The organism is Pelotomaculum sp. FP (assembly GCF_004369245.1).
Lineage (GTDB): Bacteria > Bacillota > Desulfotomaculia > Desulfotomaculales > Pelotomaculaceae > Pelotomaculum_C > Pelotomaculum_C schinkii.
This window is the reverse complement of sequence record NZ_QFGB01000057.1, coordinates 1-20,693: the sequence shown is the minus strand read 5'-3', so window position 1 is coordinate 20,693 and position 20,693 is coordinate 1. Positions and strand designations below refer to the sequence as shown.

At 46.3% G+C, this 20,693-nt stretch carries 16 protein-coding genes, 2 pseudogenes and 1 other annotated feature; of the genes and pseudogenes, 14 read left to right on the top strand and 4 right to left on the bottom strand.

Annotated features, from left to right (window positions below):
* Nucleotides 1-249 precede the first annotated feature (249 nt).
* Both istB and Psfp_RS17275 read right to left on the bottom strand, forming a co-directional pair.
* Nucleotides 250-991 (bottom strand): annotated as a pseudogene (gene istB, locus Psfp_RS17280) (IS21-like element helper ATPase IstB).
* On the bottom strand, nt 988-1,212 hold the full coding sequence (locus Psfp_RS17275) for a hypothetical protein (RefSeq protein ID WP_134219777.1): 225 nt from the start codon (nt 1,210-1,212) through the stop codon (nt 988-990). The pseudogene istB and the gene Psfp_RS17275 overlap by 4 nt, the downstream one beginning before the upstream one ends.
* 314 nt (nt 1,213-1,526) lie before the next feature.
* Nucleotides 1,527-1,801: a binding site (T-box leader), on the top strand.
* Nucleotides 1,802-1,849: 48 nt separating this feature from the next.
* Between Psfp_RS17275 and Psfp_RS17270 the strand changes: the two are divergent.
* The 4 genes and pseudogenes from Psfp_RS17270 (at nt 1,850) to Psfp_RS17255 (ending at nt 8,283) form a co-directional block, all read left to right on the top strand.
* Nucleotides 1,850-4,349: pseudogene (locus tag Psfp_RS17270) on the top strand (AMP-binding protein).
* A 375-nt stretch (nt 4,350-4,724) separates the two neighbouring features.
* Nucleotides 4,725-6,098, top strand: coding sequence for a DUF2304 domain-containing protein (locus Psfp_RS17265; protein ID WP_192895505.1), 1,374 nt, complete (start codon nt 4,725-4,727; stop codon nt 6,096-6,098).
* 16 nt (nt 6,099-6,114) lie between these two features.
* Nucleotides 6,115-6,915 (top strand): PRC-barrel domain-containing protein, encoded by an 801-nt coding sequence (locus tag Psfp_RS17260; RefSeq protein ID WP_134219775.1) that lies wholly within the window; start codon nt 6,115-6,117, stop codon nt 6,913-6,915.
* A gap of 6 nt (nt 6,916-6,921) precedes the next feature.
* A complete protein-coding gene (locus tag Psfp_RS17255; protein ID WP_192895504.1) occupies nt 6,922-8,283 on the top strand; it encodes a VanW family protein in 1,362 nt (453 codons plus the stop codon).
* Nucleotides 8,284-8,321: 38 nt separating this feature from the next.
* Here the strand turns inward: Psfp_RS17255 and Psfp_RS17250 are convergent, their stop codons facing one another.
* Both Psfp_RS17250 and Psfp_RS17245 read right to left on the bottom strand, forming a co-directional pair.
* Entirely contained in the window at nt 8,322-10,904 is a 2,583-nt protein-coding gene (locus tag Psfp_RS17250) for a RyR domain-containing protein (RefSeq protein WP_134219773.1), read from the bottom strand.
* 205 nt (nt 10,905-11,109) lie between these two features.
* On the bottom strand, nt 11,110-11,865 hold the full coding sequence (locus Psfp_RS17245) for an exodeoxyribonuclease III (RefSeq protein WP_134219772.1): 756 nt from the start codon (nt 11,863-11,865) through the stop codon (nt 11,110-11,112).
* A 575-nt stretch (nt 11,866-12,440) separates the two neighbouring features.
* On the opposite strand from Psfp_RS17245, the gene Psfp_RS17240 reads away from it, so the two are divergent.
* The 10 genes from Psfp_RS17240 to Psfp_RS17200 all read left to right on the top strand — a co-directional run bounded on the left by Psfp_RS17240 (nt 12,441) and on the right by Psfp_RS17200 (nt 20,458).
* Nucleotides 12,441-13,931 carry an aldehyde dehydrogenase family protein gene (locus tag Psfp_RS17240; RefSeq protein ID WP_134219771.1) on the top strand — a complete coding sequence of 497 codons (1,491 nt, stop codon included), beginning with the start codon at nt 12,441-12,443 and terminating at the stop codon, nt 13,929-13,931.
* Nucleotides 13,932-14,468: 537 nt separating this feature from the next.
* Nucleotides 14,469-15,467, top strand: coding sequence for an endospore germination permease (locus Psfp_RS17235; RefSeq protein ID WP_134219770.1), 999 nt, complete (start codon nt 14,469-14,471; stop codon nt 15,465-15,467).
* Nucleotides 15,468-15,657: 190 nt separating this feature from the next.
* Nucleotides 15,658-16,266 (top strand): TIGR04100 family radical SAM protein, encoded by a 609-nt coding sequence (locus Psfp_RS17230; RefSeq protein WP_205079615.1) that lies wholly within the window; start codon nt 15,658-15,660, stop codon nt 16,264-16,266.
* Between the two features lie 151 nt (nt 16,267-16,417).
* Nucleotides 16,418-16,630 carry a helix-turn-helix transcriptional regulator gene (locus tag Psfp_RS17225; RefSeq protein WP_134219768.1) on the top strand — a complete coding sequence of 71 codons (213 nt, stop codon included), beginning with the start codon at nt 16,418-16,420 and terminating at the stop codon, nt 16,628-16,630.
* Nucleotides 16,620-17,066 carry a DUF6773 family protein gene (locus Psfp_RS17220; RefSeq protein WP_134219767.1) on the top strand — a complete coding sequence of 149 codons (447 nt, stop codon included), beginning with the start codon at nt 16,620-16,622 and terminating at the stop codon, nt 17,064-17,066. Before Psfp_RS17225 ends, Psfp_RS17220 begins: the two co-directional genes overlap by 11 nt.
* 169 nt (nt 17,067-17,235) lie before the next feature.
* Nucleotides 17,236-17,619, top strand: coding sequence for an ATP-binding cassette domain-containing protein (locus tag Psfp_RS22675; protein ID WP_348981158.1), 384 nt, complete (start codon nt 17,236-17,238; stop codon nt 17,617-17,619).
* The gene (locus Psfp_RS22670) at nt 17,568-18,089 is read left to right on the top strand and encodes an AAA family ATPase (protein ID WP_348981157.1); all 522 of its coding nucleotides are present in this window, start codon (nt 17,568-17,570) and stop codon (nt 18,087-18,089) included. Before Psfp_RS22675 ends, Psfp_RS22670 begins: the two co-directional genes overlap by 52 nt.
* Complete coding sequence (locus Psfp_RS17210) at nt 18,086-18,823, top strand: fluoroquinolone transporter permease (RefSeq protein ID WP_134219766.1); 738 nt, start codon at nt 18,086-18,088, stop codon at nt 18,821-18,823. The genes Psfp_RS22670 and Psfp_RS17210 overlap by 4 nt, the downstream gene beginning before the upstream one ends.
* Nucleotides 18,792-19,523 (top strand): hypothetical protein, encoded by a 732-nt coding sequence (locus Psfp_RS17205; RefSeq protein ID WP_134219765.1) that lies wholly within the window; start codon nt 18,792-18,794, stop codon nt 19,521-19,523. Before Psfp_RS17210 ends, Psfp_RS17205 begins: the two co-directional genes overlap by 32 nt.
* 230 nt (nt 19,524-19,753) lie before the next feature.
* Nucleotides 19,754-20,458, top strand: a complete 705-nt coding sequence (locus tag Psfp_RS17200; protein ID WP_134219764.1) for a type 1 glutamine amidotransferase — start codon at nt 19,754-19,756, stop codon at nt 20,456-20,458.
* Nucleotides 20,459-20,693: the final 235 nt, after the last annotated feature.

The following is a 20,693-nucleotide window of genomic DNA, read 5'->3' as shown; positions in this document are numbered from 1 at the left end:
TAGTAATTGGTTCGTTTTCTGTTGGCATATCAAACCGTTTTGCTATTGTTTTCGTCATCTATAACAAACTGGTAGGATAAGGGACCAGTTGGATATTTCGCTCAGATTGAGCCATGAGTACACTAGAGAATGAGCAGCGTCACGCTGAAAATGAGCAACTCTAACGCTAGCAGAGCCAATATTTAGTGAGTAGCTGATTAAAAAGGTGCAGGGAGAAACTTTTGAAAGCATCCCCCTGCATGAGACTGATTACTCAGAGATGCCTTTACGTTTACGCATGGATTCCTCACCGTCGATAAAGATAGTGTAGGAATCATGAACAATTCTGTCGAGTATAGCATCAGCCAGCGTATCCTCACTGATCTTGGCGTGCCACCAGCCGGAGTGAACTGGGAGCTGAAGATGGTGGAGCCCTTTTGATGTCTGGCTTCCACGATTTCCAGTAGGTCACGGGCCTCGCTGCTGGTCAGTGGTACCAGCAGCCACTCATCCAGAATGAGGAGGCCGACTTTTTTGTACACCTTCATAACCTTCTTGAAAATGCCTTCGCCTCTGGCAACGGCCAGTTCGTTAAGCAGGTCGGGCAGCCGGATATATTTCACCGTGTAGAAGTTCCGGCAAGCTGCCATACCAAAGGCGCAACTGAGATAGGTCTTTCCAGCACCCGAGGCACCGAGAATGATGATGTTGTGCTGTTCAGCGATGAAACCGCAGGTGGCGAGTCTGGTGATTTGCGCCTTGTCCAGCTTGCGGTCCGCATGGTATTCGATGTCTTCGATTGCTGCGTTTGGAATGCTTAGCTCCGCCTGCTGCATGAGGCGATCAGGCGATTGCTCTTGCGAGGGGCCCATTCGGTGTCTACCATCAGGCCAAATCGCTCTTCAAATGAGAGTTCCCGAAAGGCAGGGTCTTCCAATTGCTGCCGGTATGCATCCGCCATTGCAGACAGCTTCATTTCATGGAGCTTGTGAAGGGTGTTCCGATCCATCATTTCGAGGTCCTCCCGTAGTACGCGGCGCCGCGGGTGAACCCAAAGTTTTTGATATTCTCCTTGTTCTCCGCCGGTTTTTCATCCGGGATTTTGTCCTGCCCGGTCTTCAGAATGGTCTGGATGCTTTTGAGATTGGGGCTGGCTGTGTAGGTCAGCGCGCGTCTGCAGGCGGACTCCAGCCGGGTGACGGAATATTTGTCCCCCAGCTTTAACAGCGCCATGCAAGCCCTAGACCCCTGCTGCTCTACCTTGTGGTAGGAGAGAATAGCCTTAACTAATTATCACTGCCGTAATTGGCCTTATAAAAAAGATACAAAATCAAAAAGATCTAGAGTAGTATTAATATCAGTTGAGACACGGCTATTGCTTTTGTGTTGAGCATCTGAATGAGCTGGCAACAATGTCTGGTGTCTATCGGCAGTTGAAATAACCTTTTCTGTCGGTATGATGGGGGATCGAATAAAAGCCGAAGATAAGATTCTTTGTAACCTGCTTGACAGGCAGTCAATTATTTGATAACATAGCGGAAAAATATTTAAATGTGATGACAGGGAAAACACTTTGCGTTATGTCGCTACAGAGAGCTGTTGGATGCTGAAAAACAGCGCGCAGAGCAATTGTGACTCCCCCTTGAGCAGTTAGCTGAAAGCTTTCGGAAGCCATCATGGTGACTAAAAGCAAGTAGGCGCCACCGGGTTTCTCGCCGTTACAACGAGAGGGTATTCGTCATTTTGACCGATGCCTTTAGAGTGGGTATGTTTCATACCAAGAAGAGTGGTACCGCGGAAGTTTAGCGCTTTCGTCTCTAGCAGAAATGCTATGGACGAAAGCGCTTTTTAATTTAAGGAGGAAATAACTATGAAACTTGCATTTTCAACACTCGGCTGCCCCAACTTCAGTTGGAGCGAGATCTGTTCCATGGCGAAGGACCTTGGCTTTAAAGGCATCGAAGTCCGCGGGCTGGGCAATGAAATATCCGCGGTCCGGGCACAGCCTTTCACCGAAGCACAGCTTCCGCAAACATTAAAAAAACTTTCCGAGCTGCGCCTTGAAGTTTGCTGAAAATGCCGAGAAAAACCATGCTGAGATTGTGCAGTATATTATGCTGGCCTCCAAGCTTGGCACACCGTACATCCGCATACTTGCGGACCTTGAGCCGCATACCACCGGTGAGGTGGATGACGGGGTTGTTCTTGCCGCCCTGCAGCGCCTGGTACCGGTTGCCGAAGAGAAGGGCGTGACCCTGCTGGTGGAAACCAATGGTGTCTATACCGACACAGCCCGGCTGTGCAGGCTGCTTGATCAGGTGGCAAGTGACGCGGTGAGCGCCCTGTGGGATATGCATCATCCCTACCGGTTCGCAGGTGAGAGCCCTGGAAAGACGGTGCAGAACCTCGGCGCCTATATTAAATATGTACATATCAAAGATTCCGTTGTGGAGAATGGCTCCATACGGTATCGTATGATGGGTGAGGGGGATTTGCCGGTTGACGACATGATGCTGGCGCTGCGCTCGATTAACTACGACGGTTATGTGTCCCTCGAATGGGTCAAGCGCTGGGCGGATGAGCTTGATGACGCGGGAGTTGTCTTCCCGAATTTTGCAAACTATATGAGCCGTTACACTGAAATAAGTCTGGTAAAGGGCCATCTGTTCGAAAATAACGCGCGCACAGGGAAATATGTCTGGCAGAAGGATACACTAATTGACCTGACCTTTCCTCAGGTGCTTGACCGTATGGTTGAAGAGTTTCCCGACCAGTATGCGTTTCGATATACTACAATGGATTATACCAGGACTTATACCGAGTTCCGGGACGATGTCGATACATTCGCTCGCTCATTGATTGCCATGGGTGTCAGGCCGGGTGACCATGTAGCGATCTGGGCAACCAACGTTCCCCAGTGGTACATCACCTTCTGGGCGACCACCAAGATAGGCGCGGTTCTGGTCACCGTAAACACTGCCTACAAGATTTATGAGGCGGAGTATCTCTTGCGCCAGTCGGATACGCATACGCTGGTTATGATCGACGGTTACAAGGACTCCGATTATGTAAGCATTATGAAGGAACTTTGCCCTGAGTTGGAAACTGCCGAGGCAGGAAGACCGCTCCATATAAAACGCCTGCCTTTCCTGCGCAATATCATCACCATTGATTCCAGACAGAAGGGCTGCCTGACATGGGAGGAGGCCATGGCCATGTCTGAGAGAGTTCCGGTTGAGGATGTTTACCGCCGCGCGCTTTCCATCAACCGGCATGACGTCTGCAACATGCAGTATACTTCGGGAACCACCGGTTTTCCCAAGGGCGTTATGCTTACCCACTATAATGTGGTGAATAACGGCAAAAATATCGGTGACTGCATGGATTTTTCCACTGCCGACCGCTTGATGATTCAAGTACCAATGTTCCACTGTTTTGGCATGGTGCTTGCCATGACGGCCGCAATGACGCATGGCGTGACAATGTCCCCAATGCCCTATTTCTCACCTAAGCTGTCGCTTGAATGCATAAACAAGGAGAAGATTACCGCCTTCCATGGTGTCCCAACCATGTTTATCGCGATGCTTGAACATGAGGATTTTTCAAAGACAGACTTCTCCTATATGAGGACCGGCATTATGGCAGGCAGTCCCTGTCCGGTCAAGGTTATGCAGGATGTGGTGGACAAAATGAACATGAAGGAAATTACGATTGTGTTCGGCCAGACTGAATCTTCCCCAGGCTGCACCCAGAGCCGCGTGGATGATTCCATTGAGCTGCGCGTCAATACTGTAGGACGTGCGCTGCCCGGTGTTGAATGCAAGATTGTTGATCCCGAGACCGGCGAGGATTTGCCCGATAATGTTGACGGTGAATTTGTGGCACGCGGCTACAACATCATGAAGGGTTACTACAAAATGCCTGAGGCGACGAAAAACGCCATTGATGAAAACGGGTGGCTTCACACCGGCGATCTGGCAAGGCGTGATGAAAATGGGTACTACAAAATTACCGGTCGCATCAAGGATATGATCATTCGGGGCGGTGAGAATATCTATCCCAAGGAAATCGAGGATTTTATCTATACACATCCTAAAGTCAAGGACGTTCAAGTGATTGGTGTGCCCGACAAGCAGTACGGCGAGGAGATTATGGCGTGCGTGGTACTCAAGGATAATGTAACAATGACTGCCGATGAACTCAAAGATTACACCCGTTCACACATGGCCAAGCACAAAACTCCGCGCTACGTCGATTTCGTCGACGACTTCCCAATGAATGCCGCCGGGAAAATTATGAAATATAAGATGCGGGAGCACGCTGTTGAGAAACTTGGCTTACAGGCAGACAGCCGCATTGTTACCGCATGACAAACCATTCGATTGGTTAACCAAATATGTAATAAGAATCGTTCCTAAAACACCTTCCTGCAGGACGGTGTTTTTTTTGTGCCAGGCATAAGGTATGGGACGAATCTGCCAAACAAGATGAAGTCCAACTAACTATACCCATAGTGGACCACTGCATATTCCAACGAAACCAGACACCCTTTCCGATTTTATCCGGAAGCGATTCAAATTCAACCGGACATATGTTTCAATCTAATCCGGCAGGGCGCATTTTACTTGCCGGGTCTAAGTGGAGTACTTTATTGAACTAAATTTAATGGAGATTTATGCCGATAATATAGAAAAAGGTCGAGGTAAACAATGCAGGAATATCTGGTCTTGCTAATAGTTATATTATTGCTTCTGAGCCTTGTTCTTGTCGTTATTCACAGCTTCTTCAAAAGCAGAATCCGCTTGCGTGCCAGAACAGTTTTTGCGACGACAGGCGTTTCCTTGCTTCTGGGGGCCTTCTTCCCCTGGGCGCTTGCTGCTTTTGCCTTGCCCGCGGTGTTGTTTATATACCTCGGCCTGATCACTCTTTTTGCTTTTGCGTTTAGTTACTGCGACATGAAAATATCTGCGCACAGTTCCGCCAACCCGGTAATAACAACGGAACCTGGAAACGAAATAGCAGAGCCTGCTCCCACCACTTCTACAGCCTTTGAATTTAGCGAAAAAACCGCCTTCTCCCAAGCCTGCGCTGCTCTTGACTGTAATGCGCCTGGTGCAGATCAACCTGCACACATACCAACTGAAACCTCGGCGGCAGACTTGCCGGATGGAATCACACCTGATCCTGTCCAGGAGTGCGGTATCACTAGCAAGCTTACAGAAACAGCGGCAGGGGAGACGGAGTCTCCCTCGGACACACTTTTACCGGAAACTCAATTGCCTTCCTATATGGAAGAATCTTCAGGCAGTCCCTTGGACGAAACCCAGCCCGATACGAAAACTGTAGGCGGGAGCGATAGTTGTACAAACAGCGCTGTTCCCGGTGATTTACAGAGTACCCAGGACACTTCTGCAGAGTGGCCGCTTCCCGTATCTGAAAGCATCCCGGAAACACTTTGGCGGGAAGAAACCCGGGAGCCTGCCAAAGCAGCCTATGCTGCTGAATTGATACCCGGCCAGGATGACGTAGCGTACGATACGCAGAAAACTTCTCAAGGGCTTATTTTGGAAGAAAACGCATTTGTAGACGAAAGGCTGTTGCCCGTATTGGAGACCGCCGAAGAACATTTTGAAGGGTGTGATCTGCCCGCGATGGAACTGTCACCGGCGCTGAACGCAGCAATTCCAGCCGAAAAAGCACCTGCCTTAAGCCATGCAAAACCGGAGTTACCTTCAGAGACCGTCAACGAAAACATTTCTGCCGGTTTTGCGGCTAAAGCAAGTGGTGACATGGTCTCTGCGCTGACCAGTTTTATGAATGCTTTCAGCCTTAACCGGGAGCCTCATGTAGCTGTGGCTCTTGCCGTGGAAATAAGCAATGTTTACCTGGAACTTGGCCACTATCCCCAGTCTAAGCTGTTTATTAAGTCACTTCTTGAGCAGGAGCATCTCAATGTCGCACCTATCCGGCAACAGCTTGAAGAACGTTTGCTGTATCTTGAAACCTTCACCGAACTATTACAAGCTGCCAGGATACCAAAAAACACTCCTTATTCCAAGGTACCTAATTTAGTTAAATTAAAAGCAAATATTGACACTGCCGAAAGACAAAAGAAATAACCAAGGAGGTATTTAAGTGAAAAGCAGCCGGCAGATTCTAGGATTACCAGTTATGAGCATCGAAGAAGGGCTCCAAATCGGGGAAGCAAATCATCTGGTTCTAAACCAGCGTGGCGCCGTTGATTTTCTTCTGATAAAAGACAGAATGTGGTATCTCGGTTTAAAAACCGTACCTTTCAACACAGTGCAGGGCTTCGGTGAAAATGCCCTGACCGTCGCTGCAAGTTCAACTCTTATTCCGGTACAAGACAACAGTCAGGCAGTTGAATTGCTTGAAAAGGACTTCCACTTGAACGGGCTGAAAGTGATCTCCAACAAGGGTAAAATCCTGGGCGCCATTAGCGAATACTACTTTGACGAAACCACCGGGGACATCACAGGATGCCAAATAATTCCCAACGATAGCGAAAGCCCGGCCGGCATAATTCCCAGAAAGTACATCCTGTCCTTCGGTCTTGATTATTTGGTGGTTGAGGACGGCGTTGAAAGCAAGCTGGTGTCTGAATTGGAAGTAACCGTTGAAGCTGCACCTCCCGCCGGCTATAAACGGGTAGAAACAGAAGATACAACGGAAGCGCCCAAGACGAAATCTGCGTCTGCTGACAAACAGGACGACGACAAGCAGCCTGTCAAAGCGCTCAAACATTTTGAAGACCAGCAGCGCCAGTACCTCCTGGGGAAAAAGGTGACCATGCGCATCCTTGCCGATGATGGCGATATTATAGCAGAAGAAGGCCAGAGCATCACCGTTGAAATGATCGAGAAAGCCGTAGCTGCCAACAAATATGTCCAACTTACTCTCAACGTACGTGAATAAAACTTGATGAAAACAATATCGCTCCTAAAAAACACCTTGTTTCTTGCTTCCCTGCTGTTGCTCCAATCTGTTGCAGGTATTCTGGGAACTGCTGTTGTCCTGGATAACAAATACAATGGGATAATACAGCAAGGTGTAAGTGTGGCAGGCATTCAGGTTGGCGGCCTAAGTACGGTTGAAGCTGCTGAAAAGCTTGAGCGCAGCTTGCCTCTCCCGGCCGAAAGCACCTTTGAGCTCCAAGACGGCGGTAAAAGTTTCTCTTTTAAATTGTCCGATATTGACGCAAAGTATGATTACCGCTCTATGGCTGTAACAGCTTTCAAGTACGGGATAAACGATAAATATGTTATTCAGTTGATGTCCTTGTTAAAGCGCAGGGCTGAGCCTGCCGACGTTCCCGCAAAGATCGTCTTTTCTGAGGACAAATTAGCGACAATAATTCAAACCCTCAAAACGAATTGGGACAGCCCGCCCAAAAACGCCAACCTCAGTTTATCAAATAATAAAATAGAAATAACCGACAAAAAAGACGGCTACATACTTGACTTTGACGGGACTTTTGAACAGGTACGGCTGGCGTTGTCCGAGGGTAAGTTACAGGTGCAAGCGACCGGTCAATTACTGGAACCGGACGTAAAAACCGCTGATTTAAGTACACTTGACGCGCTGCTGGCCGAGTACGTCACCATCTTTGACGAAAATGACGGGAACAGGTCCCACAATATCGCACTGGCAAGCGCTACCATCAACGGCTCCCTGGTCAAGCCGGGGGAGATCTTTTCACTCAACCAGCGCCTCGGACCCCGCGGAGCGGAAAACGGCTATTTAAAGGCGCCTATATTTATTCAGTCACAACTTGCCCTTGATTTCGGAGGCGGCATCTGCCAGGTGGCTACCACCCTGTACAATGCTGCTCTTCTCGCCAACCTGGGCATTGTGGAAAGATACTCCCATCCCCTCCCGGTTAACTACGTATCACTTGGTCGCGACGCTACCATTGCCGGAGATTATCTGGACCTGAAATTCCTGAACAACACCGGCGCCCCGGTTTATATCTCCAGCAATATTGAAAGCGGAACACTGACAATTCGCATATTTGGGACGAAGATTACCGAACAAAGGGAAGTCCGCATTACTACTGATAAATCGGTCATACAACCTAAGGTTGTGCTGCAATATGACCCCAGTCTGCCGGCAGGTGAAACCAGGGTAATGAACCAGGGGAAAACCGGGTACACGGTGAAAGTTTACCGGGAGGTAGTTGTGGAGGGGGAGATTACAACCAGAACCTTGATTTCCAGCGATTATTTCAAGCCGAGTGATACAGTTCTTTTAGTCGGTCCAAAACCTGAAGGAACTGAAAAGTAAAAGAGGCTGTTCACACAGCCAGAAAAAGCATATAACTGTTATCCGTCCGATGTTTCGCGTTGACAAAAAGGCTTCAGATACTCCATTTTAAAATGCGCATTTGCCAGGATAACGGGCCATTTTTCCACCATGCTGCCGATATGCTTTTTCCACTCTTCATTTAAGGCGTCCCAAGACACCAGATTCGGGTCGGTTTTAAGCTGTTCATCATGAATTTCACCGAATTTCCAGCCTGCCTCTTTTTTTTGTGTAAACCAGTGTTTATGCGTATATTCGGCAAGGCTGCGGATTTCTTTTTCACTCAATTTGATCGCTTCAGGTTTTTCAATCACTGAAACGATATCATATTGAAGCAATACCAGGGCGTCCGGGATCTGTCTGATGTGCTCCCGATAGAAATTTCTTTCTTCCTCGGATAGGGTTTCCCAATGACTTTTGACCGTTTTATGGTCGATACTGTCTTTGCCCATCGTGTTTTGGATCATTTCATAAATTGCACATGCAAGGCTTTCAATCTTTTCACTGTAAAAAACGTCATGCATCAAGTGGCGGGTGAATTGCTCTTCATCGACATGCAGCTTCAACTGCGCCTTGGAAGGAAGGTGTGACTGCTCCCATTTTTTGGCGCTGGTCAGTATGCTCATGTCCATGATTGCTTCCATAGACCTTGATTCATGCTTATATCTGGGAATCTTCAATAATGCCCGTAATACACCATTATCGATCTGTGCCTCCCCTCTGTCGTTAATCAGGTGGGGCAGCTTTCTCTCAAATAAAGATCGAAGCAGCATTGCCCTGCGGATGACAAACAGCTGGTCCAACTGATGATTCGATGGGTTTGGTCCAAGAATGTTGACGTTCCCCCTCAGACGGCTGATGAAGTCCGGACCTTTTGCGCTTTTAAACTCCATTAAAAACCGTTTCTTTTCCCCGTCATCCGTGATTGTCTCGCCGCAGAACTCCTCAAATGTGCTGCTGGTTCCGCCTGCAAAAACAAAGATTGTCTTTCCAATGGGATGTAACGTATCCTCTTCTCTGAACAATCCGTCCTGCATGGGAGCTAAAAAGTACTTCAGCCATCCCAGCTTTCCTTCAAAAGAAGCGTCAAATTCATCAAAAACGATCAGCGGCACCTTCCCCTCCAACGAAAAATCCCTTGCTTTGTGAAAGGCCCTTGCAAGATCGGAGGGCGACCGGAACTGGGACAAATTAAAATTTAATTTGCTAATCAGATCAGGCGCTATACTTGCAGCTACTTCAGTTACACCATAGGATTTTCCGGAACCCGGGGTTCCGAATACAGCAATGGAAAGGGGTCTGATCGCGTTTTTCGTTGCAATATACTCACACATCAGGTTATTGATGCTCCGGTAGCTTTCAATCTCTGTCCGGTCCACAGTTTTCAACTGTCCGAACCGGGCAACCGGAAACTTCAGAACCCTCTCTTCACCGCTTTTTACGATTTGTGCGGCGATTTCTACAAGATTGGACGGGCTTTTATCATTTAGAATATACCAGCTGTCCTGACTATCATTATCGATTGGGATGTGGATTTTCACATCCTGTACATTTTCTTTTGAAATTGCATAACTGTCATCTTCCAAAAAGATTTTCGGGTTCGGGAAGGTAAATGAAGATGTATTCGTGCCAAAACCGTCGACATAATATTTTTGTGCGGCTACAATGCCTTCGCGAATGCCGTCATTGATTGAGAAAACCAGTTCTTCCTCTTTCATTCCCTTCGCAACAATACTCTTCACCAGCCCTGCAACAAAACAGGAAGTAGATCCATACATCCCGCCCTGAATCTCCTTCGAGAAATCGCCCTCGAATGCATAGGGCATAAAATAAAGGCGGGATTCGGCAACCCCGTTAGAGCTGTAATAGATTACTCCCTCCAGTCCGAAAGTAAGGATTAGATGCCTGCATCCCGCAAGAAAGGAAAGATTCGGATTATTGTTCAACTGCCATACAAAATCCTGTGCCGTTCTTTCCCAGGAGATGCTTTTGCTGATGTTCACGCCTTTGGCACGAAGGTCTTCACTATTGATGATGATGATTGTTTTTTCGATATGTGTTCCTACCAGATGCTTCCATAATGCGCTGGACACGTTCGGATTATTCAGTTTGTATAGGACAAGCGGATTTTTCCCTTCTGTTTTCAGGGCTAGCGGCCAAAACTCCTCATGTTCATTAAATCCATTGTTCTCATCATCGATGACGACTATTGCAGCATCCGCATCATCATGAACAACAGGAAGCAATTTTGGTAAGCCGGATGATGTTCCTGTAAAACCAAGATAGCGGCTGATCCGGTACACTTTACCCGTGTCCTTGCCGCCCGGCACTCTGGGATAGAGTTCTATCTCTGCTGTGGAATGAAGGAATTCGTTTGTGTGTATCGATTCCTTAGTCTGCATATCCGGAGAAAGAACCGGTTGCTCGATCGCCAAAGAGATGAGCTTGGCCAATAGCATGGATTCACCCGGCATTGATATGCTGTGCATATTTTCATGCATTTGCCAGTTCCAGCCATTCGGATTCTGCGGGTAGGTAGTCCAAAGAAGTGTATTGATGCAAATATCGCCGCTTACAACGATTGTGTTGTTCTGTTTTCCCATACTTTACCTCAATAAAGATTTTTTCATGGTGGTTGACATCTCTGTAGGATACTTTGATTATACCAGCTTTACATGAATGCACCATTAAGCCGCCGTTAATTTTATTAAAAATCCTGGATAAAAGCATGCTACGCAATGTGATGGATTTGATAGCCGGAGAATAAAGTTGGCAAAGACGCCGGTGATGCACTTGATCACCGGCGCTTCATATGGAAAGCTCAAGCCCAATGGGGCAATGATCGCTGCCTGTGACCTCGGAATAAATCAGGGCCTCCTGAATCCGATCTTGTATTCGCTTCGAAACAAGAAAATAATCAATACGCCAGCCAACATTATTGGCCCGGGCATTAAACATATACGACCACCAGGTATAGGCGCCTGCTTTGTGGGGATTCAAATACCGGAATGAGTCAACAAATCCCGCTTCCAGGAGCTCTGTCATTTTTTCGCGTTCCTGGGGAGAGAACCCAGCATGCCCCACGTTGGATTTGGGGTTTTTCAGGTCTATCTCCTGGTGCGCTACATTCATATCTCCACAGACAACCACCGGTTTTTTCCTATCCAGATTTTTCAGATGGGAGCAAAAATCATCCTGCCATATCATCCGGTAGTCGAGACGGGTCAATCCACGTTGGGCATTTGGCGTATAGCAATTCACCAGATAAAAGTCATGATATTCAAGAGTGATCACGCGTCCTTCCAAACTATGCTCCTCTTTACTCAGATCCATTGAAACAGAGTTTGCTTTGCGCTTGGAGAAGACAGCAGTCCCCGAATACCCTTTTTTTGCGGCATTGTTCCAGTATTCCTCATAGCCTTCCAGATCAATATCTGCCTGCCCTTGCTGCATTTTTGTTTCCTGGACACAGAATATATCTGCGTCCGCAGACTGGAAAAAGTCGATAAACCCTTTATTCATGCATGCACGCAAACCGTTTACATTCCACGAAACAAATTTCATACATTTTTCTCCATTACTTTTTTATTCTTAGGAAAATCTCAGGGGCTCCTATTAATCATTTTATCATATCACTTCGACCATCCTGCCCAATAAGTTGGTCACCTATGGTGGAGAATTTAAGCTAAATAATTTAGAAAATATTATATATGTCAAAAAAGTAAAAAAGGAGGATTTTGAATGCACATCGAGAATTATTTGTGTAAGAAGAGTTGAGCCAAGTAATTTGTCAACAAATTATATAATGAGATGAGGTGAGTAGAGATGAGCTGAGCCAAATTTGAAAAATTTTTTTGGCCAAGCGCAGACGCTTGGTTTTTTTTGTGTAACAGGATTAACCGAGAGCAAATCGAGTTGGAGGGAAAAATAGTAAATTTTCGTTTCAATGTGCGGAGCACAGTTGACACAATAGTAGAACAGGGGCGATTCTGGCAAGGAAAGAGGTTGGTGTACCTGAAAACCTGTTCCCGCGCCTGGCGGAAGACGCTATAAATGAAGCCCCCACAAAACTGCTGTGGGAGAGGTTTTGGAACTATACAAAAAAGCTTATTAAGAATACTAAGAAGGGATGAGCAGATATGTCTACTCAAATTAAAGAATTTAAGACTATAATTGCCGGGGAAAGAATGAGCGCGTCAGATGGCGCAACCATGAATATCATCAATCCGGCCAACGGAGCGATCATAGCAAAGGCGCCGAAGTGCGGGATCAGCGAGGTGAACTTGGCTGTTGCTGCGGCATTAAAAGCAGCGCCTGAGTGGGCATCCAAAACTGTGGGCGAACGCTCCAAAGTTCTGCTCAAGTTATCACAGCTAATCATGGCAAACCTGGATGAACTTGCCAAACTGGAAACCATGGAGCATGGATCTCCCATCAGAAAAACCATGAATTTTGATATCCCGCTGTGCGCCGAGCAGCTTGAATACTTTGCTGGTGTAGGCAGGGCCCTGACAGGGGAGACCCTGCCCGTCGGCCCCTGGTGTACCTCGATGGCTATCCGTGAGCCCCTGGGCGTTGTCGGACTAATCACCCCATGGAACTTTCCTGCGCTGATGGTTGTATGGAAACTGGGTGCAGCACTGATCACAGGCAATACTGTGATCGTCAAACCACCTTCAATCACTCCTTTAACTACCATACGTTTGGCTGAATTAGCCATGGAAGCAGGTGTACCAGCCGGAGCAGTCAATGTGGTTACAGGGCCTGGCGAACTAGTTGGGGAAGCCATGGTACAACACCCTGATGTGGCCAAAATAGGATTCACCGGTGACACTGTTACAGGAAAGCGTATCATGAGCCTGGCAAGCAGTACGGTTAAGCAGGTCGGGCTGGAACTTGGGGGTAAAAATGCGTTCATAGTACTTTCGGATGCCGACTTGGATTCCGCTGTTGAGGGCGCGATCTTTAGCGCATATTTCAATACAGGCCAAGTATGTGCAGCTGCAAGTCGGTTTTATATCCATGAATCTCTATATGATCAGTTTGCAGCGAAATTTGTAGAAGCCTCAAAATCTCTCAAATACGGCGATCCCATGAATATGGAGACCGTACTTGGGCCTGTCGCCTATGCCGCGCATCGCGACAAGATCGAAGGGTATATCGGGAGAGCCAGGAATGCAGGGGCGGAGCTGCTGCTCGGTGGAGAGCGGCCTGACACGCCTGACACAAAGGATGGCTTCTATGTAGCTCCAACTGTTTTTGGCAACTGCAGCAACGATATGGAGATCATGCGCGATGAGATTTTTGGGCCTGTTATAGCTCTTTGCAAGTTCAAGACGAATGAGGAAGCGGTCGCCCTTGCTAACGACACAAAATACGGTCTTTGTGCGTCGGTGTGGACAAGGGATTTAAGAACTGGTCTTCAACTCGCTTCACATATTCAGGCCGGTACAGTTTGGGTGAACGAGCATCTCATGATTTTCTGTGAGACACCATGGGGTGGATGCAAGGAATCCGGCTGGGGCAAAGACCTTTCCACGATGGTTCTTAAAGAATATACAAAGACCAAGCACATTTACCTGGACCTGAGTCCAGCACCGGTCAAACCCTGGTATATGATTCTAAAGTAAGGAATGCTGGACACCCCAGATGATTCAGCTCTTCAATCAGATTGGCGCAAGCCGTTGATATGATTTTTATTTTTGCCTTCCCCGCCCTTGCGGCGGGGTTTTTATTTCCCGTCTTGGTCATAAGAAAGCCTGTCCTTGCACAGTATCCGGAAGAAACCCACTCAATATTGCCCCACCATCGCTAATTTCAACATCTTCAGGTCTAAACATAAGGTAGCTGCGTTTCATATTATTACGTTCGCTGTCCAGCAAATGAACTCCTATAGATTCTACCAAAATCCCTGCCTGTAAAAAAGTTTGAAGTCCCGTAATATGGCAAGAAAATTAAGTGGCCGGTTCCGGAAAATAAGGCTCCGTCTTATCGCAGGATTCCCGCCTTATGGCTTTGAATAAATATTGTTCTCTATTGGTATAGTAATATATAAACTCTTTTTACAAGGATTGGCAATGGAGAATAGCAATACTAAAATAAGCAATTATCAGGCTATTATGCTTACTATTGGTACATTGGTGATGCCTGTAATATGAACCTTTCCTATGATTTCATTTGGCGGCGCCAAATATTATGTCTGGTTGTCAGCAGTCTTGACTACTATATTAGGTTTGGCGGGCGGGTATTTAATGATTACCCTTGGTTTAAGATACCCTTCACAAACCATTATTCAATATAGTCAGTACATTCTGGGCAAGTGGTTAGGAAGATTTGTAGGCCTGACGTACATCATCCTTTTTCTGTTAATCGCCTCTTTTGCCACTCGCGACTATGCCGAATTATATTTGCTTCTCTTGCCTGAAACCCCTAAGACAGCCTTTATAGCAGTTTCATTACTTATCGCGGCTTACGCTTCAGTTCAAGGCCTGGAGGTTATTGCCAGAGCAGCGGAAGTTTTAGTGCCTATTATTTTCTTTTCTATTATTATTGGTATACTCTTAAATACCCCGAATATGGACTTGTTGCAACTGGAGCTGGCTCTGGATGATGGGTGGCGGCCAGCTATGATGGACGCCATTATTCAGTTGCCGTTTATAGGCATAGCCGTTTCCTGGCTGTTCCTTTTTCCGTCATTGAACATAAAAACAGATGCCAGGAAGACTCTTTTGCTATCCATTGCCATTCTTGGTTTGGTTATTTTTCTTGTCTCCATTACAATTGTATCTGTATTAGGCGCAGATGCTCCGGTTGTATCAAATTACCAGTTTTTTTGGGTATTCAGACAAATTAATATTGCTAATTTTATTCAAAGGATTGAACCACTGTTCTTGATAAGTTGGAGCAGTACCAGTTTTTTGGTGGTGACCCTTTTTTATTACGCCGCGTCAGCTTCCATTAAACAATGGCTGGGTCTGAAAAACCAGCTGCCACTTATCCTGCCCACTGGCGCTATCATTTTTGTGCTTTCAATTATTTTATTTCCTTCCTACATGGAATTGAGGCAGTTCTTTCGTTTGGACCGTTTTGGCTTGATAGCTCTACCGATAGAATTTGGAATACCGCTATTGCTCTTGGTTGTGGATTACGTCAGGGCGAAAAATTAATGTTTATGCGCTGAAGCCTGAAGAATCAAATATTGACACCTTTCAAGGCTTTGTTATAAGATAAATTTAAGCAAAACATTGACAGTGTCTATTATCAACTAAACGGGCAAAGACGCCAGTGATGCACTTGATCACTGGCACTCTCATTTTACCGGTTTTGTAGAACTACTGTAATGGTAAGGAGATCTTGATGACAATCACATATGAATTAGGCAACTCGTTATATATTAATATAACCAACCGCTGCACCAATAATTGCCTTTTTTGCATCAGAAACATATCGGACGGTGTTGGTAGTGGAACGAACCTGTGGCTCGAACAGGAACCATCTATAGATGAGGTTATTGAAGATATCCAAAGGCGGGATATTGCCAAGTATAAGGAATTTGTATTTTGCGGTTTTGGTGAGCCCATGATGCGCGCATATGACATTATTGAAATATGTAAAAAGCTCAAAGAGAAATATTGTCTGCCAATCCGCATCAATACCAACGGCCATGCCAATCTTATTTGCGGCAAGGATATCACACCGCAATTGCAAGGATTGGTGGACGCTGTTTCTATCAGCATGAATGCCGGGGACAGGTATGAGTATCAGGCCATATGCCGGTCCAAATATGGAGAAGCGGCCTTTGAAGCCATGCTGGACTTTGCTGTTAAATGCAAGGAGCATATCCCCAAGGTAGTAATGACTGTGGTAAACTCAATCTCTGGGGAAAACATACGAAATTGCAAAGAACTAGCGCAATCTATCGGCGCAGAATTTAGGGTTAGGTATCATGTAAAAAAATCTGCTTGATACGACTAATAACAACATAACCATATTCGTCAACAAGTCACCCTTGGCAGCCAGTTCATGGAGGGTGACTTTTACATTCTGGTTACACAAACGTAATGTATATTTGACATATGGTAACATATATGTTACTCTAGGTATAGAGGTGAAGTGTATGGGAAAGAACCTGCGGCTAAAAGCTGCCAGAGCCGCAAAAGACATGTCACAAAAAGAACTGGCACAAATTGTAAGTGTTACAAGGCAAACAATTAATGCCATTGAGAATGGAGACTATAATCCATCAATACGGTTGTGCATAGCAATTTGTAAGTCCCTCGATAAAACACTTGACCAAATCTTTTGGGAGGATGGGGATAATGTTCAATAAAAGAAATTCAAATTTTGATGAAAGACAGGTTCAAACCCGAAACGAAGTTGGAAACAAATGTTTTTTAATGCTCTATTTTTTGCTGATGATTGATTTGCTTCTACCTAATTATGGAGTTGAGTGGGCTGCCAGTCAAATAAGTGTTTTAGTTATAATGACATTATGCATGGGATACTATTTAATCAGGATTGTCTTGGCGGGAGCATATGTAAGCTATCGTACTGAGAATAGAAAAAAAGTATATCTGATAGTAGGTTTACTTGCGATTCTGACAACCATTATGGCAATTATTAGAAGAACGAGCTTTTTCACGGAAAATGTCAACATTTTTGATGGTGATTTCTTGCACTTGTTTATATTTTTGTTTGTCTTCTTCATGATCATTATGGTTTTTCGGATGATATCAATACGTAAAAATAACGAAGGAAGCGAGTGATATCCATTAATTTTAGTCCTGCAAGCTTGCCTCGTTATTCCCATTTATGTTTTAACAAAACAAGGCAACCCGATAGCTTCCCCGGATATGCTGTTTAAATGACGATTAAAGAAACTTACTGGACATGCTAAAGTATGGCTTTATTAATTTAACAATTAGGAGCCGGAAAATGATCAGTGTAACAGGCCTGACCTACAAGTATCCTGGCGGCAGGGACCTGGCAGTGAACAACGCATCTTTTACCGTTGAAAAAGGAGAGATATTCGGCTTCCTGGGTCCCAGCGGGGCGGGCAAAAGCACTGCTCAAAAAATCCTGATCGGCTTATTGCACGATTATCATGGCGAGGTCCAGGTACTTGGCCATGATCTCAAATCATGGGGCAAGGAATATTATGAGAAAATCGGCGTAGCCTTTGAACTTCCCAATAGTTTTCAAAAATTGACCGGTTTGGAGAATTTAGCGTTCTTCCAATCTCTTTTTTCCGGGAGACGGAAGACCCGTTGCGCCTGCTGGAGATGGTGGGCCTGGCGGAGGATGCCCGGACAAAGGTAGCCAATTATTCCAAGGGGATGCAGATGCGCCTCAATTTTGCCCGGTCCCTGCTGCACCGGCCGGAAATACTCTTTCTGGATGAGCCCACATCGGGGATGGACCCGGCTAATGCCAGAAAGCTCAAGGACTTGATTCTCGAAGAGAAAAAGAAGGGGCACACGGTTTTTCTGACAACACATAACATGTTCATCGCTGATGAGTTGTGCGACCGGGTGGCTTTCATCGTGGAAGGGAAAATCGTCCTTATCGACAGTCCCAACAGGTTAAAGCTCGAACATGGTGAAAGGGCAATTGCCGTCAGCTACATGAAAGACAACCAGGTTAAAAAGGAAAAATTTTTCCTGGAGGGATTGGGTGAGAACAGTACTTTCCTGCAGATCATCCGCCAGGAAAAGCTGCAAACCATCCATACCATGGAGCCTTCTTTGGAGGATATCTTTATCAAGGTAACCGGGAGGCAGTTGGTATGAGCCGCCTGGCAGTTATGTTCAAAATGGACATCATCCTCCAGAAAAGATACGGGTTTTACTATGCCGCCGTGTTTGTAACCATGGTCTGGATTGCTGCTCTGGCAGCATTACCCGCTGCTCTTGCCAGGCTCGCTTTACCTTATGTCATCTTCGGCGATCTGGCCGTAATCGGTTTTTTCTTCATTGCAGGACAAATAATTTTTGAAAAAACAGAGCGGACTTTATATGCCCTGGTTGTTTCACCCTTAAGGTTCGGGGAATATTTAGGCTCCAAGCTGGCTGCGTATACCCTGATGTCCATTTTGGCCTCCCTGGCTATAGCCATAGCCGGATACGGCATAAAATTCAATCTCTTCTACCTGAGTCTGGGGGTTATCCTGGTTTCTATAGTGTATACGCAGACGGGATTCATCGCTGTGGCTCCCTACCGGTCCATCAGTTCCTTTTTGGTGCCTTCCCAACTCTACCTGCTTATTCTGGGGTTGCCTGTCATCCATTTTGCAGGTTGGGTTAATTTCCCTTTATTCTTTGCGTTCCCAACAATGGGCGCCCTGTACCTGCTTAAAGGGGTTTTGGGAGATATCACTGTCTGGCAGGCCATTTACAGTGTTTTCATCCAGGCTGTCTGGATTATCATTCTATCGCGTATATGCCGCTACAGGTTTGATCGTTACATAGCAGCGCAAAAAGGGGGCATTGACAATGCGGTTTTGGAGAGACTTCGTACGCAATGACCTTAAGAATATCAGCCGCGACTCGCTCCTTATTTTTGTGCTTACTGTTCCGTGGCTGATACCTGTTGTATTCCGGTTGGCGATTCCACCCCTGGCCATGTGGCTGGAAAACATTTATAACTTTGACCTTCAACCCTATTATCCACTGCTCCTGAGTTTTGCAATCCTTTTACAGTTACCCTTGATTTTCGGCATTGTTTTCGGTTTCCTGCTGCTGGATGAAAAAGATGACGGGGTTCTGGCCGCCATCCAGGTCACACCCCTGTCCGTGGACGGCTACCTTAAGCAACGGCTGTTATTGACATTTCTGTTAAGCGTGCTTTATGTGGTTTTCATGCTTCCCGCCACGGGTTTGGTTTCCCTGGTTCTGCTTGCCAACCTGATCCCAATCATTCTCCTGGCCGGCCTTCTGGGCGTCGGGGCCACTCTTTTTATTGCCTTTGTGGCCAATAACAAGGTGGAGGGACTCGCTCTCATGAAAGCTATGGGGCTGCTCATGCTGGGACCGCTGGCGGCCTTTTTTATCGAGGGCAGGTGGCAGCTGCTGCTGGGAGTCGTGCCCAGTTACTGGCTGGCCAAAGCATACTGGCTGGCCAGCGCAGGTGCCAACGCCTGGCTTTATATCCTGGCCGGCTTATCCTACCTGATACTGCTGATTTATTTGCTCCTGAAGCGGTTTCGACGCAAATACGCGGTCTGAAGGGAGTAGTTCATTACATTTTTCAAGGTCTTGCTGTAATAACACGTTGTCAAAAGCTTGGCTAATCGTATATTGACTTTTTTTAAGACCTTGCTATAAGATATGTTAAAGCAATATATTTAAATGAGTTTTAGTATGAGACTTATAAACAGGCAAAGACGCCAGTGATGCACTTTATCGCTGGCGCTTTTTAGTTTTATAGATGGAAGATTGAAAGGAGCTCTTCGGTCATGAAATCATTAATTATACAAAATGAGTCAATCGTTGGACCAGGATTAATTAAGAGCGCTATGGAAGCGGCCGGATGGGAACTTGATATTCGTGTCATGGATAAGCCTAGTTCAGTTTTGCCCGATAATCTAAATAATTATCAGTCCCTGGTTATTCTGGGGGGGTCCATGAGCGCCAACGAGGAAGGGTTGTACCCTCATTTGAAGAAGGTTTGCCTGCTGTTTCAAGAGGCTTTCGTAAGGGGCTTGCCCACTTTAGGCAGCTGTCTGGGAGGGCAGTTGATGGCCAAGGCACTGGGCGCGCCTGTTACACACAATCCCGTGAAAGAAATCGGGTGGTTTAAACTCCGCCTGACCGCGGACGGGCTAAGAGCACCGTTGTTTGAGGGCATACCGGAAGAATTTCCGGTTTTTCACTGGCACCAGGACACTTTTTCGCTGCCGTCTTGCACCACCCTGCTGGCCTCGACCCAAGCTTGCGCGAATCAAGCCTGTTCTTTGGGATGCAACTCCTATGCGGTGCAGTTTCACCTGGAGATCACTCCGGAAATCATTGAGAAATGGATAGGCGCCTGGAGTGATGTTCTAATTGAAGAAAACGGTTGCGGCGCTGTGGAAAACGTAATTCAAGAAACCGGGAGCATTTGGAGTCGATATTATCAGCTTGCTAATAGAATATTAAACAACTGGCTGGCTGGTATGTGATAATTATTAAAGCCGTTCTATGTGTCTATTTATTGGGGCAAGGTCAGTTAACCCAAAACACACCAGCCAGAAATGCCCTGTATGTGGAGGATGGTTTTCAGGTAAAAACGGTTTAAACCCCTAATTTTAGAGTCTACTCCCCTTATTCTCTTGTTTACATAGAATTAATAAATATTGCTCACGGAACAGGAAAACCAATAAGCCTCAATTCATTTATTGTGAACAGCTAAGGCGA